Annotated in this window: 18 protein-coding genes; 13 read left to right on the forward strand and 5 right to left on the reverse strand. The window is 40.0% G+C overall.

Translation table 11 applies throughout. The annotated features are described in order from the left end of the window. Positions 1–40 precede the first annotated feature (40 nt). Positions 41–1117: an AraC family transcriptional regulator gene (locus F903_RS09405; RefSeq protein ID WP_051065078.1), complete on the forward strand. Its 1077-nt coding sequence runs from the start codon at positions 41–43 to the stop codon at positions 1115–1117. On the opposite strand, the gene F903_RS09410 is transcribed toward F903_RS09405, so the two are convergent. Next, positions 1081–1698 carry a TetR/AcrR family transcriptional regulator gene (locus tag F903_RS09410; protein ID WP_005196569.1) on the reverse strand — a complete coding sequence of 206 codons (618 nt, stop codon included), beginning with the start codon at positions 1696–1698 and terminating at the stop codon, positions 1081–1083. The two genes, F903_RS09405 and F903_RS09410, sit on opposite strands and share 37 nt — an antisense overlap. Positions 1699–2202: 504 nt before the next feature. Between F903_RS09410 and F903_RS09415 the strand changes: the two genes are divergently transcribed. From F903_RS09415 to F903_RS09435, 5 genes are all read left to right on the forward strand, one after another. Then, entirely contained in the window at positions 2203–3162 is a 960-nt protein-coding gene (locus F903_RS09415) for a metal-dependent hydrolase (RefSeq protein ID WP_005196570.1), read from the forward strand. Positions 3163–3283: 121 nt separating this feature from the next. Further along, positions 3284–4258, forward strand: coding sequence for a metal-dependent hydrolase (locus tag F903_RS09420; protein WP_005196571.1), 975 nt, complete (start codon positions 3284–3286; stop codon positions 4256–4258). Between the two features lie 37 nt (positions 4259–4295). After that, complete coding sequence (locus tag F903_RS09425; protein WP_005196572.1) at positions 4296–5120, forward strand: SDR family NAD(P)-dependent oxidoreductase; 825 nt, start codon at positions 4296–4298, stop codon at positions 5118–5120. 338 nt (positions 5121–5458) lie between these two features. Continuing rightward, positions 5459–6979: a flavin-containing monooxygenase gene (locus F903_RS09430; protein WP_005196573.1), complete on the forward strand. Its 1521-nt coding sequence runs from the start codon at positions 5459–5461 to the stop codon at positions 6977–6979. A gap of 171 nt (positions 6980–7150) precedes the next feature. After that, positions 7151–8029 (forward strand): class I SAM-dependent methyltransferase, encoded by an 879-nt coding sequence (locus F903_RS09435; RefSeq protein ID WP_005196574.1) that lies wholly within the window; start codon positions 7151–7153, stop codon positions 8027–8029. A gap of 135 nt (positions 8030–8164) precedes the next feature. Here F903_RS09435 and F903_RS16695 read toward each other — a convergent pair whose 3' ends face one another. Continuing rightward, positions 8165–8341, reverse strand: a complete 177-nt coding sequence (locus F903_RS16695; protein WP_005196575.1) for a hypothetical protein — start codon at positions 8339–8341, stop codon at positions 8165–8167. 396 nt (positions 8342–8737) lie between these two features. On the opposite strand from F903_RS16695, the gene F903_RS09440 reads away from it, so the two are divergent. The 4 genes from F903_RS09440 (at position 8738) to F903_RS09455 (ending at position 13974) form a co-directional block, all read left to right on the forward strand. Then, entirely contained in the window at positions 8738–9667 is a 930-nt protein-coding gene (locus F903_RS09440; protein WP_005196576.1) for an LpxL/LpxP family acyltransferase, read from the forward strand. Between the two features lie 206 nt (positions 9668–9873). After that, on the forward strand, positions 9874–10632 hold the full coding sequence (locus F903_RS09445; protein WP_005196578.1) for a LamB/YcsF family protein: 759 nt from the start codon (positions 9874–9876) through the stop codon (positions 10630–10632). 35 nt (positions 10633–10667) lie between these two features. Further along, positions 10668–12254 carry a 5-oxoprolinase subunit B/C family protein gene (locus F903_RS09450; protein WP_005196581.1) on the forward strand — a complete coding sequence of 529 codons (1587 nt, stop codon included), beginning with the start codon at positions 10668–10670 and terminating at the stop codon, positions 12252–12254. Further along, positions 12247–13974, forward strand: coding sequence for an acetyl/propionyl/methylcrotonyl-CoA carboxylase subunit alpha (locus F903_RS09455; protein ID WP_005196584.1), 1728 nt, complete (start codon positions 12247–12249; stop codon positions 13972–13974). Before F903_RS09450 ends, F903_RS09455 begins: the two co-directional genes overlap by 8 nt. A gap of 62 nt (positions 13975–14036) precedes the next feature. On the opposite strand, the gene F903_RS09460 is transcribed toward F903_RS09455, so the two are convergent. Both F903_RS09460 and crp read right to left on the reverse strand, forming a co-directional pair. Continuing rightward, positions 14037–14813 (reverse strand): M48 family metallopeptidase, encoded by a 777-nt coding sequence (locus F903_RS09460; protein WP_005196586.1) that lies wholly within the window; start codon positions 14811–14813, stop codon positions 14037–14039. Positions 14814–15023: 210 nt separating this feature from the next. After that, positions 15024–15731, reverse strand: coding sequence for a cAMP-activated global transcriptional regulator CRP (gene crp, locus F903_RS09465; protein WP_005196588.1), 708 nt, complete (start codon positions 15729–15731; stop codon positions 15024–15026). Positions 15732–15877: 146 nt separating this feature from the next. Here crp and F903_RS09470 point away from each other — a divergent pair, with 146 nt between their 5' ends. Then, positions 15878–16300 carry an OsmC family protein gene (locus F903_RS09470; RefSeq protein ID WP_005196590.1) on the forward strand — a complete coding sequence of 141 codons (423 nt, stop codon included), beginning with the start codon at positions 15878–15880 and terminating at the stop codon, positions 16298–16300. A gap of 60 nt (positions 16301–16360) precedes the next feature. On the opposite strand, the gene F903_RS09475 is transcribed toward F903_RS09470, so the two are convergent. Next, positions 16361–17170 carry a peptidoglycan DD-metalloendopeptidase family protein gene (locus F903_RS09475; RefSeq protein ID WP_171065225.1) on the reverse strand — a complete coding sequence of 270 codons (810 nt, stop codon included), beginning with the start codon at positions 17168–17170 and terminating at the stop codon, positions 16361–16363. Positions 17171–17436: 266 nt separating this feature from the next. Here F903_RS09475 and clpB point away from each other — a divergent pair, with 266 nt between their 5' ends. Next, on the forward strand, positions 17437–20016 hold the full coding sequence (gene clpB, locus F903_RS09480) for an ATP-dependent chaperone ClpB (RefSeq protein ID WP_005196594.1): 2580 nt from the start codon (positions 17437–17439) through the stop codon (positions 20014–20016). A 167-nt stretch (positions 20017–20183) separates the two neighbouring features. Beyond that, positions 20184–20618, forward strand: a complete 435-nt coding sequence (locus F903_RS09485) for a hypothetical protein (protein ID WP_005196595.1) — start codon at positions 20184–20186, stop codon at positions 20616–20618. Positions 20619–20621: the final 3 nt, after the last annotated feature.

Below are 20621 nucleotides of genomic sequence, written 5' to 3' on the forward strand. Positions count from 1 at the left end.
GGACAAAATATTGTGATTCGAGGACATTTGGAAATGTACATTGACGTACGCATGGGCATTTGATCGAAGTATACATAGTGTTCGACTCATGGCTGATTTTGCAGCAGAGTTAGGTGTCGATTATCAGCTCATATTAAAAGGAACAGGCTTAGATCAACAGCACTTGCTTGATCCAAATATGGCGGTATCGGCACAACAGGAATTACAACTGGTCGGAAATTTGGTTGAACAGCTTGGGCATAGACCCATGTTGGGTTTAGAAGTTGGAACACGCTACCATTTCACTACTTTTGGCTCGTTGGGTTTAGCACTAATGAGTGCTGCCAATATTCGTGAAGCACTCGATTTTGCCTTGGCATATTTTCCATTAACTTTTGCATTTACCCAGTTTATTGTTTCTGAGCAAGAACAAGGTATTCGCATCGAGTTCACAATCGATGAGGGGATTCCCAAATCACTGTCTCAATTTATTATTGAGCGAGATATTGCCGCTTTAGTGACTGTTCAAAGAGATTTGATACCAGAAAATTTCTGCTTAGCTTTGGCATTTTCTTTTCAGCCTAAGGGCGATCTACAAACCTATATTGATTTATTCGGCATCGTCCCAGAGTTTGGTGAGATCAAGAACTTTATTATTCTCGATGTTGAAAAAGTAAACCAAAAACTGCGTATGGCAAATGAGTTGGCTTTGCAGCATGCAGAACAACAATGTCGTCAAATTTTAGAGAAGCGACAATCACAAAAAAAATATTCGCACCATGTACAACAAGTCTTGATGCATACCAAAGGAGAGATACCTTCAATGGAAATCGTCGCTGATCGGTTGCATCTCAATTCAAGAACCTTGCGCCGTCACTTGGTCAATGAAGGCACAACTTTCATTAAAATTAGAGAGGACGTTCGCAAAATTTTGGCAGATTACTATTTGTCTTTACCGCAAACTTCGGTTGAACAGATTGCTGAATGGCTCGGCTACGCGGAAGCGACCAGCTTTATCCATGCCTATAAGCGCTGGTATGGGAAAACACCGCATGCATCACGCTTGGCAATGTCTATGGACTCTATTAATAATCACTTAAATCAGCCTTCAGCCCTCGCTAATTCTGCTTCGATATAACTAATAATCATGGTACTCAATCCTCTGACCATTTCATCAAAGCTAATTTGTGGGTTTGGTAAAATCAGATGGCGTGCCACGTTAAAAATACTGCTATTAATACTAATATAAGCCGTCACGCTAAGATTATTTACTTTTAAATATCGAGGATGACGGATCATGTATTTCATCAATACATCCATCAATGCATATTCAATCTGACTGATATATCTTTCATATTTGAGTTCAGTTGCATATCTTAAGCAAATTAAGTAGCGATCATCATCCCGCGTTAACAAATCACGGAAAGTATAAAAAATCATTTCAAACAAAGGTTCTAACTCTTGTTCAATGATGATAGGCGTGAGTTCTTTGACCATATCTAAAACTTCTTTGACGAAAGTTTTTGCCATCGCATCGTAGATTTCTTCTTTGTTTTTAAAATACTCGTACAACGAGCCGACACTGACACCTGCAATATCTGCAATGTGTCTTGTGGTGGTTCCACTGGTACCATGCATTGCAACAGCGATAAAACCTGCTTCAATAATAGTATCAACGGTCACTTTTGAGCGCGCTTGACGGGGTTTACGTGTTGCCATGGTGGTTTTACTAAAATCCGAACATAGTGTCAGATTAACATGCTGTTGAATATTATAGAAGATATGGGTTTCTAATCCGAACAAATAAAATTACTTAAATTTTAATATTCAGTTTTAACTTGTAATAAAATGGTCGGATAGAGGTTTTTTTCTAGGATTCTATATTGTTGTTTTTCATTTTATTTTTATTAATTGATTGATATCTATTATGAATAGTTGGTTTGTTGATCGTTCTATCCCAGTTTTATCTCATCAAAAAATGAGCACTTTATTCGTTATTGATAAGCATAAGAAATTGTAAATTACCCGAATTGAATCCGAACATAAGATCAGTCTACAGTAGACCTATCAAATATTAAGTTCAGAAATATCTTCCCGAATGATTCTTCAATGAGCTATCCACTGTTTAAACGATAGAGATGCTCTAAGAACCATGGTTAATGAGCTTAATGGAGTGTCATATCACGAGCTAACTCCGCTCAATACTGAATGTAGGGTGTTGCTATGATTGCGAACACAGTGAAAAAGACCTTTAGTCTATTTAAGCCAAACCCACTCGCTGAGCAAATTGATTTTGCGAGTAAAGATTCTATCCCAATTCGTCACCTAGCAATCGGATTTGAAGGTGAGAAGGTTGATCTGTCATTTTATATGAACAACCAATTCGCCACGCTTTTTTTTGCTACGCTTTCTGTATTTCTGACTTATGGAGAAGATCTTGTCATTGAAACCGCACGTCATCATCGAGATTTACTTAAAGATCCGATCTTAAAGCAACGTGTCACTTCATTGATTGGTCAGGAAGCGATTCATTCTAAACTACACAATGAATTTAACGATGCGATTGTAGCACTGGGCTATCCAGTCACCTTTTATCGTTTCTTAGGTTCAAACTTTTTTAAATATATCTTCCTTCAATTTCCGCAACCATTAAAACTGTCGATGATGGCAGGTATTGAGCACTTTACTGCGGTACTTGCTGAATACATGATGCAGCATGAGCAAAACTTTTATTTCTCCGAGGATGAGAAAACCCGTGCGCTCTGGATGTGGCATATGTTGGAAGAGTCTGAGCATAAAGATGTTGCTTACGATGTCTATCAAGTTTTGAATGGTAATTATGCCTTGCGGATCAGCGGCTTTGCGCTTGCTTACTTTACGATTTTAGGACTGATCCCATTTTCCGCAACACTAGTTCCCGTTTTCCGTCGACCGCAAGAGATGTTGACGGCTAAATTCTGGAAAGATGCAAAACGAGGCGTGAAATTAATCTTTAGTCCTAAAGATGGCGTGTTTGGTAGTACACAAGGTCAAATCTTTGATTACTTACGTAAAGACTTTCATCCGAATGATCATGATACATCCAAGTATCTTGAATACTACAAGCAAAAACTACTGTCAGAAGGTGGGGCATTACATCCTTTCTTTGTGAAAGAGTTCACGCCTAAAGTTCAAGCAGCTTAATCCTCGGATAGCTCGATCTAAGCAAATTATTGAGGTATTGAGACAGTTAAAGTTGCAGAAATAATCTTAGAAACAACGTTGCTGTCTTATTTAGTTTTTACTATTTTTATGGGAATCGAAAATGGTTGCTCAAATCATCAGAAATGTCTTTAATGACAAATTAAGTACCAAATATCAGGGGATTGTTCAGAACTTCGTGAACAAATCGCCAATACCGATTCGTCATTTTGATTTTAAATTCAACCCTACAGAACTTGATGAAAAGTTCTTCTTAAATAAAGAGTTGGCAACGTCTTACTTCCATGCGTTGTCTATATTTTTAACCTTTGGTGAAGATGTCGTTATTGAAACTGCACGTTACCATCGTGACTTTATAACAGACCCTATTCTAAAACAAAGATTAACCTCACTGATTGGTCAGGAAGCGATTCACTCCAAAGTACACAATCAATTTAACGATGAGGTGCTGAAAGAAAATGATTATCCAGTTGAACTGCTTCGTGCGATTGCGGATAAAGTTTTTGAGTATGGCATTTATAAACTTCCGCATTCATTACAACTGTCGTTGATGGCAGGTATTGAACACTATACCGCTGTTCTAGCTGAATTTATGATGCAGCATGAGGACTATATTCTTGGTTCTCAAGACGAAAGACAGCGAGCCATGTGGATGTGGCACATGCTAGAAGAGTCTGAGCATAAAGATATTGCCTATGATGTGTTTTTAGAACTATCGGGTGATTACTGGGTGAGAGTGACTGGCTTTTTATTGGCAAGTTTAACGATCCTTGGCGGAGTTTCTTTGGGTGGTTATCTCATTCCCTTTATTCGTAAACCAAGCAATTTGATCAACCCACGTTATATGAAAGATATGTTGGAAAGCACTGCCTTGTTGTTCGGTAGTGAACGTGGGGTATTTGGTAGTAGCTTTATGCATATATTGGAATATTTACGCCCAAGCTTTCACCCGAATGATCATGACACCACTGCCTATATGGAATATTACAAACAGCGATTATTAGACCCAGAAACAGGGTTGTTGACGCCTTATTTTCTTAAAGAATTTGTACCGCCAGTACGTGCAGCATCTGCATAAATTCGGCGCATAAAAACCTGATTGTTGGATTGTATATATGAAATTCTTTGCTAAAAAAACCAAGCCTAGTCAAAAAGCATTTGCTGTTGTGACGGGCGCGGGTAGTGGGATTGGAAGAAGTTTTGCGCTTGAACTGGCAAAGCGTGGCGGAACTGTAGTCTGTTCAGATATCAATCTGGATGCAGCCAATGAAACAGTTTCACTGATTGAACAACTGGGTCAAAAAGCCTTTGCTATCCAATGTGATGTCAGTAAGGCAGAACAAGTCACACAATTGGCAGAGCAAGCAGAACAGGTGATGCAGAACCCTGTCACGCTTGTGATTAACAATGCTGGTATTGGATTGGGCGGCAAATTTGATGAGATGACCACAGAAGATTGGCAATGGTGTATGGATGTCAATTTGTGGGGCGTGATCCATGGTTGCCGTACTTTTGTACCCAAGTTTAAACAACTTGGACATGGTGCAATTATCAATGTCGCATCCGCTGCTTCTTATACCGCTGCACCTGAAATGGCGGTCTATAACGTTAGTAAGGCAGGTGTTCGTGCGTTATCCGAGACGCTTTCTGCTGAGCTTCGCAAGTTCAACATTAAGGTCAATGTATTATGTCCAACACTGGTTCCGACTAACATTATTAAAAATGGCAAAGTACCACACAAAGGTATATTGGATTATGCCTTGACCAATTTGGCGTTTACCACCAGTGATAAGGTTGCGAAACTGACTTTAAACCGTTTGGATAAAGATCAGCTTTATACCATTCCTCAGATTGACGCCAAGCTTTTCTGGTTAATGAAACGTACTGCACCGAATTTATATGCAAAATTCTTAGGCAACTCGTACAGATTTATGAAGTAACCCAAGTAAATACCAAAACTTTTGCCAGAATTTGATACACGGAAATGTCATCCGCAACCTGCGTAGTATCAGAAGAGTATAAGGTTTTGTATTTACGAAGGAATTAAATATATGAAACAAGTGAACAGGTTTTGTGGATGAGCAGCGATGTAGCTGCGCAAGATGGTTGCCCTTGCGGAGATTCGCTCCTCATCCCGAAAGAAAAGTAGGTCGAGCCTGAACAAACCAAAGCGATTAAAGCTTTGGTACAGTGAAAGACGTAGTAGCTAATTACGAAATTTAGATGAGAACTCGGCAAGACGCCGCCGTGAATCTAAACGATGGATAGGAAGTTTTAAATGACAGCTCAAGCAAAAAAATTAAACTCAGCTGAGAAAAAAGCATTACCTGCACATATCTATGACAGCTTTATTGTAGGTGCTGGTATTTCAGGGATTGCCACCGCGATTCGATTGGATCAAGTTGGCTATACCAATTACAAAATTATTGAAAAAGCCAATCGTGTAGGTGGTACATGGCGTGAAAATACGTATCCAGGTTGTGGATGCGATGTGCCGTCAGCACTGTACTCATATTCATTTGCACCAAGTGCAAAATGGAGTCACCTATTCGCACGTCAGCCTGAGATTCTAAGCTATCTAGAAGAAGTCAGCGAAAAATTCAATGTTAGTTCAAAAATTGAATTTGGTACTGAGCTGACCAATGCGGCTTGGGATAACCAACGTAATTTATGGGTGATTGATACTAACAAAGGTCAATATTTGTCTAGAACTGTGGTTTTTGCCACTGGACCGATTACCGAAGCACAGATTCCAAAATTAGATGGTTTAGAAACATTTAAAGGTGAAATGTTCCATTCAGCTAAATGGAATCATGATTATGATTTGACGGATAAGCGTATCGCTGTGATTGGTACGGGTGCATCTGCAATTCAATTTGTGCCCCAAATTCAGCCTTTGGCAAAACAACTCTATGTTTACCAACGTACTGCGCCGTGGGTCGTACCGAAGCCTGATACTGATTTGGGTGAAGTGAGCAAATCACTGATTGCTAAATATCCACTGATTCAAAAAACATGGCGTAAAGCTGTTGCTCAGTCACTCAATGCGATCAACTTCGGTTTACGTAACCCTGCGGTATTAAAACCTGTAGGTGAACTTGCTAAACTGATTTTAAAATTCCAGATAGAAGACCCTGAATTACGTAAGAATGTAACGCCTAACTTTACCATTGGGTGTAAGCGTTTATTATTTGCAAATAACTATTACCCAGCTTTACAGCAAGAAAATGTCAAACTGATTCCACATGGTTTGGTGAAAGTAGAAGGTAATACTGTTATTTCTGCAAATGGTGAACGTCAAGAGGTTGATGTGATCATTTGGGGAACAGGCTTTGAAGTATCGCATCCACCAATTGGTAAGCGTGTTTCCAATGAAAAAGGTGAGTGCCTACATGACTTATGGAAAAGCAGTTCACCAGAAGCATATTTGGGTACCAGCATTGAAAACGTACCTAATGCGTTCTTAGTGTTAGGACCAAATGTTCTGGTTTATGATTCGTTTATTGGTTTGGCAGAAGCGCAGCTTGATTATATTGTCGATGGTTTATTAAAAATCAAAGAGCAAAATATTGGTAAATTAAACATTAAGCCTGAGGTGATCAAAAAGCATAATGAATTGGTACAAAAGCATCTGAAAACCACTGTGTTCAATGCTGGTGGTTGTAAGAGCTATTATTTAGATGCCAATGGACGTAACTTTGCTGCTTGGCCTTGGTCGTTGAAGAAATTGAAGCAACGTTTAAAACAGATGGATTTAAACGATTATGAGGTAACGCTTCAAGCTGAAAAAACCAACTGATTTTAGTTGAGTAGACCTGTTTCATTATTATTTACACCCGCATTGGATTTCTCACATAGGGAGAGAAAAAAGGGTTCAAGAAAATGGTTGAGTGAAAAGGCAGTAAATTTTATCTAAGGATGGAATTTGCTGCTTATTTTTTGCAAGATAGAAATAAATTAGGAATGGAATATGAAAGACGGACAATCGAGTCGAACGGCTGAGGCTGCTGCGGCACTACGTGCTAATCATTTTCAAAATGCTGAAAATCCAGTATTTGCTGATCCTTTTGCCTTTGATCTAACCAGCAAAGGTTGGCAGAAATTACTGACGACAACACCGACAGTGAAAATGATGAATTCTCCTGTGTTCAACCGAACATTGGGATTGCTCACTGGACAAGTCGTTGGACGTTCACGATACGCTGAAGATCAGCTTTATGCAGCGATTGATCGAGGTGTACGACAATATGTGTTGGTTGGTGCAGGCTTAGATTCATTTATTTTGCGTCAAGCACAGTATTACCCAGCGTTAAAAATTTTTGAAGTGGATCATCCTGATACACAGACAGCAAAACAAAAAAAACTAAAAGAGTTCGGAGACATCCCGACCAATGTTGAATTTGTGGCAATTGATTTCGAAAAAGAATCGATTGCAGATGCTTTAACTCGAAGTGGTTTTCAACAAGAGCAAGCTGCATTCTTTTCTTGGTTGGGTACAACGCATTACTTAGAGCCACAAACCACGTTAAATACCTTGGCAAGTATAGCGATCATTGCTGCTGAGGGCAGTGAAGTTGTTTTAGATTATTCAATTGATTATCGACAATTGCAGGGGATCGAACGTTTAGGCAGTTTATTTGTATCTCAATTTACAGGGTTTTTAAAAGAGCCACTTAGAGGTCAATTTCGAACAAAGACACTGCACCAAGCCGTTGAGAAAATGGGCTATGACGTGGTTGAGGATTTATCAGGAGACGGTTTAAGTGAGCGATATTTTCATAATCGTCCTGATCGAATACGTCATACCATCGCAACACATATGTTACATCTTCGTTTGCAGCAAACATGATGAGCTTGGCATATGAATAAACCCACTCAATCAGACAAATTTCATCTCAAGTTGAGTTTGAAATTTATCAAATTTAGGTGGGGTTCATTTTCTCTGGACAAAGCCTAATGAGCTTTAGACTTTGCCGATAACAAATTATTTGTTATTTGGATCCGCTTTTTCACTATCTTCAGTTTGATTGCCTTTTGGGCTTGGTGTGGTATCAGGTTTTGGTTCGGTAGTGGAATCCGCTTGAGAATGTTCTTTCACCTGAGTCTGTTTAGCATTTTCGTCTTTGGTGGTCTTTTCAGAAAAACTTTTGAAACCTGACATTATTATCTTCTTTGGTTGGTTACTGAGCTTTCATGTTACAGATTTGGATTGATTACACTAAGGTAGTTATGAGATCGATATGTGGAAATATGTGCTCAGTAAGGTGTTTATATCGACATCATATTTCATTAATAAAATCATATATATATTATTCATTGAATCTTATGGTTTAATTGAAATAAGATGAGATGAATGATTAGAGCTGCTGTACACGAAGCACACAAATTTTTCATGGTGTGTAGGTGCAGATAATTTTTTATATGGTCATGTTTATTAACCTTGATTGGAAGTGCGAAGTATAGTTGCAGAATGTAAATTAATTAGAGTACGAAAATTAAAAACATTAAAAAATTATATGTGCTAGGCTTGCGAGATTTCCTTAATAAACTGGCTGCTATGAATTCAGAGCAATACCATGAAGCAAGTAAGTTTCAGTGGTCTTTTCTTTTGCCTAAATATTGGGGAATATGGGTCGCGATACTCATTTTAATGATATTTGCCATTCTTCCTTGGGCTATTCAATGGCGATTGGCTGAAGGCTTGTCTAAACTAGGATGGAAATATCTAAAGTCTAGACGTAAAACCACGATTAGAAATCTCGAACTCTGTTTTCCAGAGAAAAGCGAACTCGAAATACAACAAGATGCTAAACAAGTCTTTCTAAATATGATGCTGGGTGTTTTCGAGGCATTAAACGCTTGGTATTGTCCGCATTGGTTTAAAAAGCGAATACATATCCATGGACTAGAGCATCTTCAGCAAGCACAGGGCAAAGGGGTTTTATTGCTCAGTAGCCATACCACATTGTTGGATGCTGGCGGCTATGTAAGCAGTTGTTTTTTTGATTTTGATGTTGTTTATAGACCACAAAACAATCCTTTATTGGATATGTTGATCCGTAGATGTCGAGCGACGATTTATAAGAATCAAATTTCGAAAGACGATATGAAAGGATTAATTCATAGTTTGAGAAATGGCCATGCAATTTGGTACAGCCCTGATCAAGACTTTGGCTTGAAGCAAGGTGTTATGGCACCGTTCTTCGGTGTACAGGCTGCAACATTAACTGCACATCGCCGATTGATGAAAATTACCAAAGCATCAGCCATTCCTTTATTCTTTTATCGTGAAGGCGATATTCGAGATCCCCAATATCACATTTTATTGGAACCACCGTTAGATCATTTTCCGGGTCTTGATGAGGTGGAAGATGCAACACGAGTGAATTTGATCCTCGAAAATCAAATCAGGACGCAGCCGACCCAATATATGTGGTTTCATCGACGTTTTAAAACCAGATTGGAAGGACAAGAAAAATTATATTAAGTCATCAAACCCGCCTCATTATTTTGGTGGGTTTTTTTTAATAAAAAATTAGATAGATTGGGATTAACCGCTATTTTTTTCCATAAATATAACGCAGTCAAAGTGGTATAGATCCAGAATGTAAGTCTTACAAGTTTTCTGTTAGCATTTGAGCAGACAGGTTGTGACAACCTGATTTTTGGAAAACTAAAAAATATAAGGTCATTATGTATATAGATTTAAATAGCGATTTGGGTGAAAGCTATGGCTCATGGAGTATGGGTAACGATGAGCAAATTCTCCCTATTGTCAGTAGCGCAAATATTGCATGTGGCTTTCATGCAGGTGATCCACTTCATATTCTAAAAACATTAAAACAAGCCGCCAAATTTAATGTAAATGTCGGCGCACATGTATCGTATCCTGACTTAGTTGGTTTTGGTCGACGAAAAATGACCTTATCTTATGACGAACTACTTGCCGATGTACTTTATCAAATTTCAGCTTTACATGGTTTGGCGCATGTTGTGGGAACAAGAGTAAGCTATGTCAAACCGCACGGTGCTTTATATAACACTATCGCGACAGATTTAACGCAAGCCCAAGCGGTGATTGATGCGATTCTACAATTTGATGCAGACTTAACGTTGGTAGCATTGGCTGGCTCACCATTGATTGATTTTGCTCAAAAGCAAGGTTTGACAGTTGTATCAGAAGCTTTTGCCGATAGAGCTTATCACGATGACGGCACTTTAGTTTCTCGTCTTGAAACTGGGGCTGTTTTACATGATGCAGAGATTGTGGCTCAACGTGTTCTTGATATGATCCTAAAAGGTGGGGTGGAATCCATTGAAGGAAACTTTACACCTATCCAAGCTGACACGATTTGTTTGCATGGCGATACCATGGGAGCTGTACAACTTGCGAAAGTGATCCGCCAAGCGTTAATTGAAAATCAAATTGAAGTACGTGCTTTTTGCATGTAAATGCTTTTATGCCTATTAAATAAAAGAGTAATGGTATGCGATTTTTATCGGTTAATCTGAATTGTTTCTTGATTGAGTTACCCAGTTTAGAAGAAACCATTACGCTTTATCATCATTTAAAGCTCGCAGCACATCCTTATATCCAAGAACTTATACCTGCTGCACGTACCATATTGGTTTATTTCGATCCTATCTTTATTGATGGGAAAAACCTGATTCAGTGGATTTCATCACAAAAAATAGATCAGTATTCTGCAAATACCAACAAAAAAGAAGTCATCATCAATGTATGTTATGACGGTGCTGATCTTGCGCATGTTGCTGAGTATTTGGGTATCGATGTGGATGAGGTCATTCATAAATATACGCATAGTCGTTGGCAAGTTGCCTTTATTGGTTTTGCTCCTGGTTTTGCTTATTTGATCAGTCCAGATCATCCTTTTGGAAGCATTCCACGCTTAGCCTCACCACGTAAAAAAATAGCATCGGGCTCCGTGGGTTTAGCGGGTGAATATAGTGGTATTTATCCAAAAGACAGTCCTGGCGGATGGCAGTTGATCGGACGTACAGATCAAACGATGTGGGATGTCAATCGAGAGCAAGCTGCTTTACTGTTGCCAAGTGATCAGGTGATTTTTAAAGATATAAGCAAGCATCCGACGCAAGTCACAGTCCCTGCGACTCGTGTAGTTCCTATCAAAGTGCCACAAAATCCAGTTGTTTTCACCGTTCAAAATGTCGGTTTGCAAGTGTTAATACAAGATGAGGGACGTAAAAATGTCGCACAACTAGGTGTTGGACAGGCAGGTGCGATTGATCGGAGCGCATTTCACTGCGCCAATGCATGTGTGGGTAATCCTAAAAATGCTGCTGCACTAGAAATATATAATGGTGGTTTACGCTTAAAGGTGATGAAAGAAACCGTCATTGCGGTAACGGGTGCAAAAACGGAGTTATGGGTGAGCTATGCGAACGGCTATACAGTCAAACAACCGTTATATCAACCAATCGCATTAGATCGGGGCGATGAAATTTATCTGGACAAAGTTCAGGCTGGGATCCGTAACTATGTGGCAGTTCGTGGTGGTATCGCTGTCGAACAGGTATTAAATAGTGCCAGTTATGACAGTTTGGCTGAACTTGGAACAGCACCTTTGAGAGTTGGGGATGAAATACGATCAGCACAATTGAAAACGGGATGCGCTGATTTAGACCAATCAGCGACTGAATTATCCAAAGTAGGCGATCAGGTTGTGGTTGATATTGTGTTGGGGCCTCGAATGGATTGGTTTACGCCAGAAAGTATTGATTTATTGCTTGAACAGCGGTGGTTGATCACGGTGGAGAGTAATCGAATTGGATTAAGGCTCGCTGGGGATAAGCCTTTACAACGTCAGATCAAGCATGAGTTGCCGAGTGAGGGATGTTGCACAGGCGCGATACAGATTCCAGCCAGTGGCCAGCCTGTCTTGTTTATGAATGATCATCCGATTACTGGGGGTTATCCAGTCATTGCGGCTGTAGCATCTTATCATCTTGATTTGATCGCTCAACTTGCAGCAGGATGTTATATCCAGTTTCGCAAAATATCAGACTTTATGGATATCAAAAAAAATGTATAAGCAACATAGGCTGTTGATTGCCAATCGTGGTGAAATTGCTGTTCGTGTTATTCAAGCATGTAAAGATTTAGGTATTCATTCTGTGGCGGTTTATGCCGACGATGACATGGGAAGCTTATATGTAAAACTTGCAGATGAGGCGTGGGCATTATCTGGACAAACTGCGAAAGAAAGCTATCTCGATATTGATAAAATTTTGAATATTGCCAAGCAAAGCCAAACAACCATGATTCATCCGGGTTATGGCTTTCTGTCTGAACGTGCTGATTTTGCGCAAGCTGTTATCGATGCAGGGTTGATTTGGATCGGACCAACTCCTCAAAGCATGATTAAACTAGGCGATAAAATCGAAGCGCGTAAGCTTGCACAAGCTGTTGGAGCACCGTTGGTTCATGGTACTGAACAGCCACTTCGTTCTGCCAATGAAGCGATGACATTTGCACAAACATACGGTTTGCCTATTGCAATTAAGGCTGCTTATGGTGGCGGTGGACGTGGTTTAAAAGTGGTTAGGCAGCTAGATGAAGTCGCCGACTCTTATTCTTCGGCAGTACGAGAAGCACAAGCAGCTTTTGGTCGAGGAGAATGTTTTGTTGAACAGTATCTAGATAAGCCCAGACATCTGGAAGCCCAAGTAATTGCCGATCAGCATGGCAATATTGTGGTGGTTGGAACCCGTGATTGCTGTTTACAACGCCGTAATCAGAAATTGGTAGAAGAAGCACCTGCGCCATTTATTGATGACGATATTTATCAGCAATTAATACAATCTACGCTCGATCTCTGTCGAGCGGCGAATTATGTTGGCGCTGGCACAGTGGAATATTTGTTAAGCCAAGAGGGTAGGCTATCTTTTCTTGAGGTCAATACGCGTTTACAAGTAGAGCACCCTGTCACTGAACAAACAACAGGGATTGATTTGGTTGTTGAACAGATTCGAATTGCACTTGGTCAACCGCTTTCTATCCAAGAAACGCCAAAACCACAAGGTCATGCGATTGAGTTTCGTATCAATGCAGAAGACCCTGCGCGAGGCTTTATTCCGACATTTGGTCGTATTACTCAATTTAATCCACCTTCGGGAATTGGTATTCGTCTAGATACAGGTGTTATCCAAGGGAGTCTTGTCTCAAGTCATTTTGATTCATTAATGGCAAAACTAATTGTGACGGGGCCAACGCGTGAAATCGCTATTCAGCGTGCTAAAAGAGCCTTTGCTCATTTTGAGTTAGAGGGTGTCGCATCTGTTTTAGCCTTTCATCGTGCGATATTGTCAGAACCAGACTTTGTTGATGCATTTAAAGTGCATACCCGTTGGATAGAGCAGGAGTTTCAGCATAACTTTGCAATGCATCCACGCAGTAAAAAATCAGATTCATCTGTATTACAGCGCTACACAATTGAGATTGATGGCAAGCTTCATCAAGTGGGATTGCCTGTCGGATTGTTGAAAATGGCCAGTGTTACGGAGAATCATTTATCTGATGAGGCTTCATCGTCGCTGCACGATGAAAGTGCTGTTATCGCACCAATCAATGGGATTTTAAGTAGCTGGATGGTTCAAGAAAATGCTCAAGTCGAGCTGGGTGATGTAATTGCCACGATGGAAGCAATGAAAATGGAAGTACCAGTGATCGCACATCGAACAGGTAAAATTAAAAACCTAGTAGCTTTAAATCAAATGTTAGATGCGGATATGCAGATTGCGGAAATTATTTGAATTTGACGTTGTGGTGGTATAAGCCATTAAACGCCTTTTGGTGTTTAATGGCTGTGATGTGATTAACGACGGTTATTATAAATTGCCATTGCTGCTGGTAAGTTTTTGCGCATATCGCTGATACGCTGAGTGTTTGATGGGTGAGTTGATAGGAATGCAGAACCACTCTTACCATCTAAACGACTCATTTTTTCCCACAATGTAATGGCTGCATTTGGGTTGTAACCTGCATGAGCCATCAGCATTAAGCCACCAAAGTCGGCACGGCTTTCTAGGTTGCGTGAATAAGGTAAACCAATACCCACTTGGCTGCCCAAATTAATTGCAGCATTACCTGCTTCACCGATATTGGCACCAGCATAAGATGTACCAATACCAATTGCTAAGTTGGTCAGTGCTTGCGCACCGATTTTACTTTTCGCATGTTCTTCTAAGGCATGAGTCATCTCATGGCCCATAATTGCAGCAATTTCATCATTGGTGAGATTAAGTTTATTTACGATACCCGTATAGAAAACAACTTTACCACCAGGTGCAACATAAGCATTGACTGTATCCGATTTTAATACGGCGAGCTGCCAGTCAAAGCGTTGACCTGTTTGGTTCATTTTATCGGCATGTGGTTTTAAACGATTAAATACTGTATTGATGCGTTGATATGTGGCAGAACTGGTATCAAGCTGATTTTTAGCACGAGCTTCTTGAGTCATCTTACTGAAGCCTTGCGCAGATTGGGCATTTAGCGTTGCGCTGTCTGCACCAGCCATTTCTGCGAACGATGCACAGCCAGATATTGTCATTACAGTGACCGCACAAAGGCTCAAAGCTAACTTCTTCATACTTATTCTCTCCAAATCAGTATCTTATGAGTATAGTCGTAATTACGGTGAATTATAAAAAATGTTGATCAGACTTAACATTCTGATTCGCTCTATAATCATTGTAATTATGTAATCACATCTACATAGATTCTGCTATTCATTTATAAACAAAGCCAGTGTTTTTACACTGGCTTTGTTTATGTGGGGTTTGATGAATATCAGATGAGATTAATCTTCATCATCAAACTCTTCTTCAGGGAACGTATTTTCCTCTAAAGAAGCATCAAAAATTAAGATTGCTTTACCTTCGGTTTGGATCATACCTTGGTCTTCAAGTGTTTTAAGTACACGACCAACCATTTCACGGGAACAGCCAACGATACGACCAATTTCTTGGCGCGTAATGCGAATTTGGCGACCATTCGGCAGAATCATGGCTTCTGGTTGTGAAGATAAATCAATTAAACAACGCGCAATACGACCTGAAACATCAATAAATGCAAGGTCAGTGACTTTACGTGTTGTATTTTTAAGACGGCGCACAAGTTGAGCAAATACAGCATAGCTCAAATCAGGATACTGTTTGCTGAGTTCGTGAAAGTTGTCATAAGTAATTTCTGCAATTTCACAAACATCTCTGGTGCGTACTTCAGCAGTACGTTGTGGGTTTGTTTCAAACAATCCCATTTCACCAAAGAAATCCCCAGGGTTTAAATAGGCGACGACAATCTCACGCTCATCATCTTCGCGTAATATAATCGACACTGAACCCTTTAAAATTAAATACAGTGATCTTGATTCCATTCCAGCGTCAACAATCGTGGTGCGTTTTGGATATCTATTAATATGAGCACGTTTTAGCAATGCTTTTACCGATTCAGGCAGTTGGCCTGGAGACAAAGCATCAGTGCTAAGTTGTGAAAAATTTGAAGTCATGCTTAAAATTTCCGAATTTTGATAAAACCGATCGCACAGGCTCATTTGAGCTTTTTCTACACAGAAGAGATGAAATTCCTTATCAACTCATTTTATGTTAGTGTACAAGAACACAGTAAATTTATAACGTTTTTTGGGTAGTTGCAATGCAAACAAGTGTACATTGGTTAGAGAATGTTGCTTTTGAGGCAAAATCAGAAAGTGGCCATAGTGTGGTGATGGATGGTTCTGCTGAGTATGGGGGTGAAAACCGTGGTCCACGTCCTATGGAGTTGATTTTAATGGGACTTGGTGGCTGTGCTTCGTTTGATATTGTGACCATTTTAAAGAAATCTCGACAAGATGTGACGGGTGTCGTATGTGAGTTGAAAGCTGAGAGAGCGAACACAATCCCAGCGGTCTTCACCAAAATCCATCTACATTTCATTGTGACAGGTAATGCAGTAAAAGCCAAACAAGTTGAAAAAGCCGTCGAGCTTTCAGCAGAAAAATATTGTTCGGCCAGTAAAATGCTGTCTGATGGTGGTATTGAAATTACCCATGACTTTGAAATTGTAGAAGCTGCATAAGCTCGTATCGTTAAGCGTTACTAAAAAGTGATCTATTTTGATAGATCACTTTTTTTGTTTTTATTTAAGAAACAATTGAGGGTCTACCCGAGCATTATTTAGACTCATGCCCCAATGTAAATGTGCGCCTGTTACACGCCCTGTTTTACCTACCAATCCGAGAGTTTCACCCTGACGAATGGTTTGCCCTTGTTCCACATCGATTTTGCTGAGATGACAGAACATGCTAATTAAGCCTTGACCATGATCAATTAGAACTGTCTTGCCATTAAAAAAATAATTGCCAGTTTGTACAACGATGCCATCAGCAGGCGCAACAACTCTTTGTCCGACAGGAGCAGGAATATCTAAACCAGAGTGTGGCGCTCGTTCTTCACCATTGAAAAACCGTTTTCGACCAAATGAGTTACTAAATTTACCTGAAGTAGGGACAATAAATTTTGGAAAACTTTTCCATGTGCTATTACTAAATGAGGTGTAAACCGCATTTTGCTCCTTAGCTTCACGTGCATAGCGTTCTAATTGACTTGGGTTTGGATTGACATGATTTTGATTTTTAATAGTTAAACGCTGTTCTGGGTATTTGTATGGTTTAACTTCAATTTGAATCGGTGTGTTATTGGTATTTAAGGTGAGTGTACCAACAGGTGCGGATAATGGGATTCCAAAAATAGCATAACGTTGCCCATTTTCCTCGCTCAGCAACACGGGGTTTTGTTCATAAGAAACTTGTGTTGTGCTTGCTGTTAGCGGAATAACTGCGATTCCGCCCGCCCGTCTAGAATCTTGGGGGAGTTGAGCAAAGGCAAAGTGAATTGGTAGTAGGCAAGCGGCTGCAAGATAGATTTTTTTTAGAGACATAATGAACATTTTAATGAAAGTAAAAGACCTAAGCTAAAACGTTCGCTTCAAAATCACAATAAGCAATTTGTGTGAATCAGCACTGAATCAGCACTGACAGAAAAACGATACAAAACAGACTTGAAAAAGAATACCAATACACCCATATTATCACTGAGTTTTATGTTTTTTATTATTTTTAAGCAATTGAAAAATATATAATTTTTTATTTGAAATTTAAAAAATCGTTCCCATCTAAGTGATAAGTTAAAAAATTGTTGTGAGGAATAACAAGAATGCGTTTTGAAAAATTTACAAACCGCTTACAGCAAGCACTCTCAGATGCACAATCATTGGCCATGGGTAAAGACCATACATCAATCGCAGGGATCCACATCCTAACGACTTTACTCGAAGAGCCTGCCAATTTGAGTTTGTTGCAACAAGCGGGTGCTCGTTTACCAGAGTTGAAGCAAAAGCTTGAGCAAGCAATACAAAATGCCCCGACTTTGGCAAATCCGACAGGTGACATCAATCTCAACCCAGAGGCAGTTAAAGCGTTGAATTTAGCTGACCGCTATGCACAAAAGGCGGGTGATGAATTTTTATCAACCGATTGGGTACTGTTAGGTTTAGCAGAAACGGGCGAAACCAAAACCATTTTAAATAGTGTTGGTGTAACTCCAGAAAGTTTACGTAAAGTTATTGAAAATATTCGAGGAAGTGACAAAGTCATGAGTAATAACCATGAAGATCAACGTGACTCACTAAATAAATATACCATTGATTTAAATGAACGTGCGTTAGCAGGAAAGTTAGACCCTGTGATTGGTCGTGATGATGAAATTCGCCGTACCATTCAAGTGTTGTCTCGTCGTACCAAAAACAATCCCGTACTTATTGGTGAACCTGGTGTGGGTAAAACGGCCATTGTTGAAGGTTTGGCACAACGTATCGTCAATGGCGAAGTTCCTGAAAGTTTAAAGAATAAGCGTGTGCTTTCTTTGGACTTGGGGTCATTGCTCGCAGGTGCAAAATACCGTGGTGAGTTTGAGGAACGTCTCAAAGCTGTACTCAAAGACCTTGCCAAGCATGACGGTGAAATTATTTTATTCATCGACGAATTGCATACCTTGGTTGGTGCAGGTAAAGGCGATGGTGCAATGGATGCGGGGAATATGTTGAAACCTGCCTTGGCACGTGGTGAATTACGTTGTGTTGGTGCGACCACTTTAGATGAATATCGTCAATTCATTGAAAAAGATGCTGCGCTGGAACGTCGTTTCCAAAAAGTGCTGGTCGATGAGCCAAGCGTTGAAGACACCATTGCGATTTTACGTGGTTTAAAAGAGAAGTATGCCACCCATCACGGTGTGCAGATTTTAGACTCTGCCATTATTGCAGCAGCGAAAATGTCACATCGTTATATTACAGATCGTCAGTTGCCCGATAAAGCGATTGATTTGATTGATGAGGCTGCCTCACGCATCAAAATGGAGATCGACTCCAAACCTGAAGCTTTAGATAAACTTGATCGTCGTTTGATTCAATTGAAAATGCAATTGGAAGCAGTGAAAAAAGATCAAGACGCGGGTAGTAAAGCTGAAGTGAATCATCTTGAGCAGCAAATCGCTGAAAAACAGAAAGAGTACAATGATCTAGAAGAGATTTGGAAATCTGAAAAAACATTGGTTGAAGGTGATAAAAAAGCACAGGTGGAGTTAGACCAAGCACGAATGGCATTGGAAAAAGCCAAACGTGAAGGTGATTTGGCAGAAGCTGCGCGGTTGCAATATGGTGTTATTCCAGAGTTGCAGAAACGATTGGAGCAAGCTGAAGTTGCTGAGGACAATGAAGAACCGAAGTTGATTCGTACCAAAGTGACTGAGAATGAAATTGCTGAAGTAGTAAGTGCTGCAACAGGAATTCCTGTCTCCAAAATGTTGCAAGGTGAACGTGAAAAACTACTGAATATGGAATCATTCTTACATAATCGTGTGGTTGGTCAAGATGAAGCGGTAGTGGCTGTATCCAATGCGGTTCGTCGTTCGCGTGCAGGGCTGTCTGATCCGAATCGTCCAAGTGGTTCGTTCTTGTTCCTTGGACCGACAGGTGTCGGTAAAACTGAGTTGACCAAAGCATTGGCAAACTTCTTGTTCGATAGTGATGATGCCATGATCCGTATTGACATGAGTGAATTCATGGAAAAACACTCTGTCAGTCGTTTAGTCGGTGCACCTCCTGGATATGTGGGTTATGAAGAAGGTGGTGTCTTAACAGAAGCTGTTCGACGTAAGCCTTATAGTGTGGTGTTATTTGATGAGGTGGAAAAAGCGCATCCAGATGTCTTTAATATCTTATTGCAAGTTTTGGATGATGGTCGCTTAACTGACTCTCAAGGTCGTGTGGTTGATTTTAAGAATACAGTTATCGTCATGACTTCAAACTTGGGTTCACAAGACGTGCGCGAACTGGGTGAGGGTGCAACGGATGAAGAGATGCGTGCTGTGGTAATGAGTGCTGTCAGTCAGCATTTCCGTCCTGAGTTTATCAACCGTATTGATGAATTGGTTGTTTTCCACTCGTTACAAAAAGCGCAAATTCGTGGTATTGCAGATATTCAGTTGGATCGTTTACGTTCACGTTTGAGTGAACGCGATATGAGTTTAACTGTGGATGATACTGCTTTTGATTTGTTGATTGATGCTGGATTTGACCCAATCTACGGTGCGCGTCCATTGAAACGTGCGATCCAACAACAAGTGGAAAATAGTTTGGCTCAGAAAATTTTATCAGGTGAGTTCCAGGCAGGAGATAATATTTTGATCAAAGCCGAACATGGTCATCTTGTCTTCGATAAAATGAAACTGAGTTAAGCTAAAATTTTAACAATCAAACAAAAGATGGTGATGAAAATTACCATCTTTTTTTGTACTTATGCTGCTTATCCGATTTTTCGATGAATTTTACTAATAAGATTGCGGCTTGATGAAAAACTTGCTAATTTCAGAATAAATAAGAAAAAGATTCAGGATGAATTGCAATGAAAAATAAGCAACATCATTATACAGGTATTTGTATGATTTTGTGCATGATGGTTCTGTCTTCTTCTGATGGGTGGGCGGTTCAGCCGATGTCAGAGGGAACGCTCGCACTACAGACAGGGTTGGCAAATAATATTTTGCCGAATATTATTATTAAAGCTGAACAAGACGCGATGAAACCTGAGCAAGAGCGTTGGAGAGTTCAACGTGCCTTGAGTGATCGTTATTTGCGTGAAGTCAGGATTAGTACATTACTTGATAGTGTGCTATCGCCGCATGAAGAGCAAAAGAAAACCAAAGTCACTGATCCGCGAGAGAAAAAAGATGCGAGCATAAAGCCGCATACACAACCCTCAGATCGTTTTGTGGTGTATGAATTTGATTCTAATGATAATGTTCATGGAACCGTCACCATTCATGTCAAAGAACGGTGACGG

Origin of the sequence: Acinetobacter sp. NIPH 298 (assembly GCF_000369505.1) — a bacterium.
In the GTDB taxonomy this organism is placed as follows: Bacteria; Pseudomonadota; Gammaproteobacteria; order Pseudomonadales; family Moraxellaceae; genus Acinetobacter.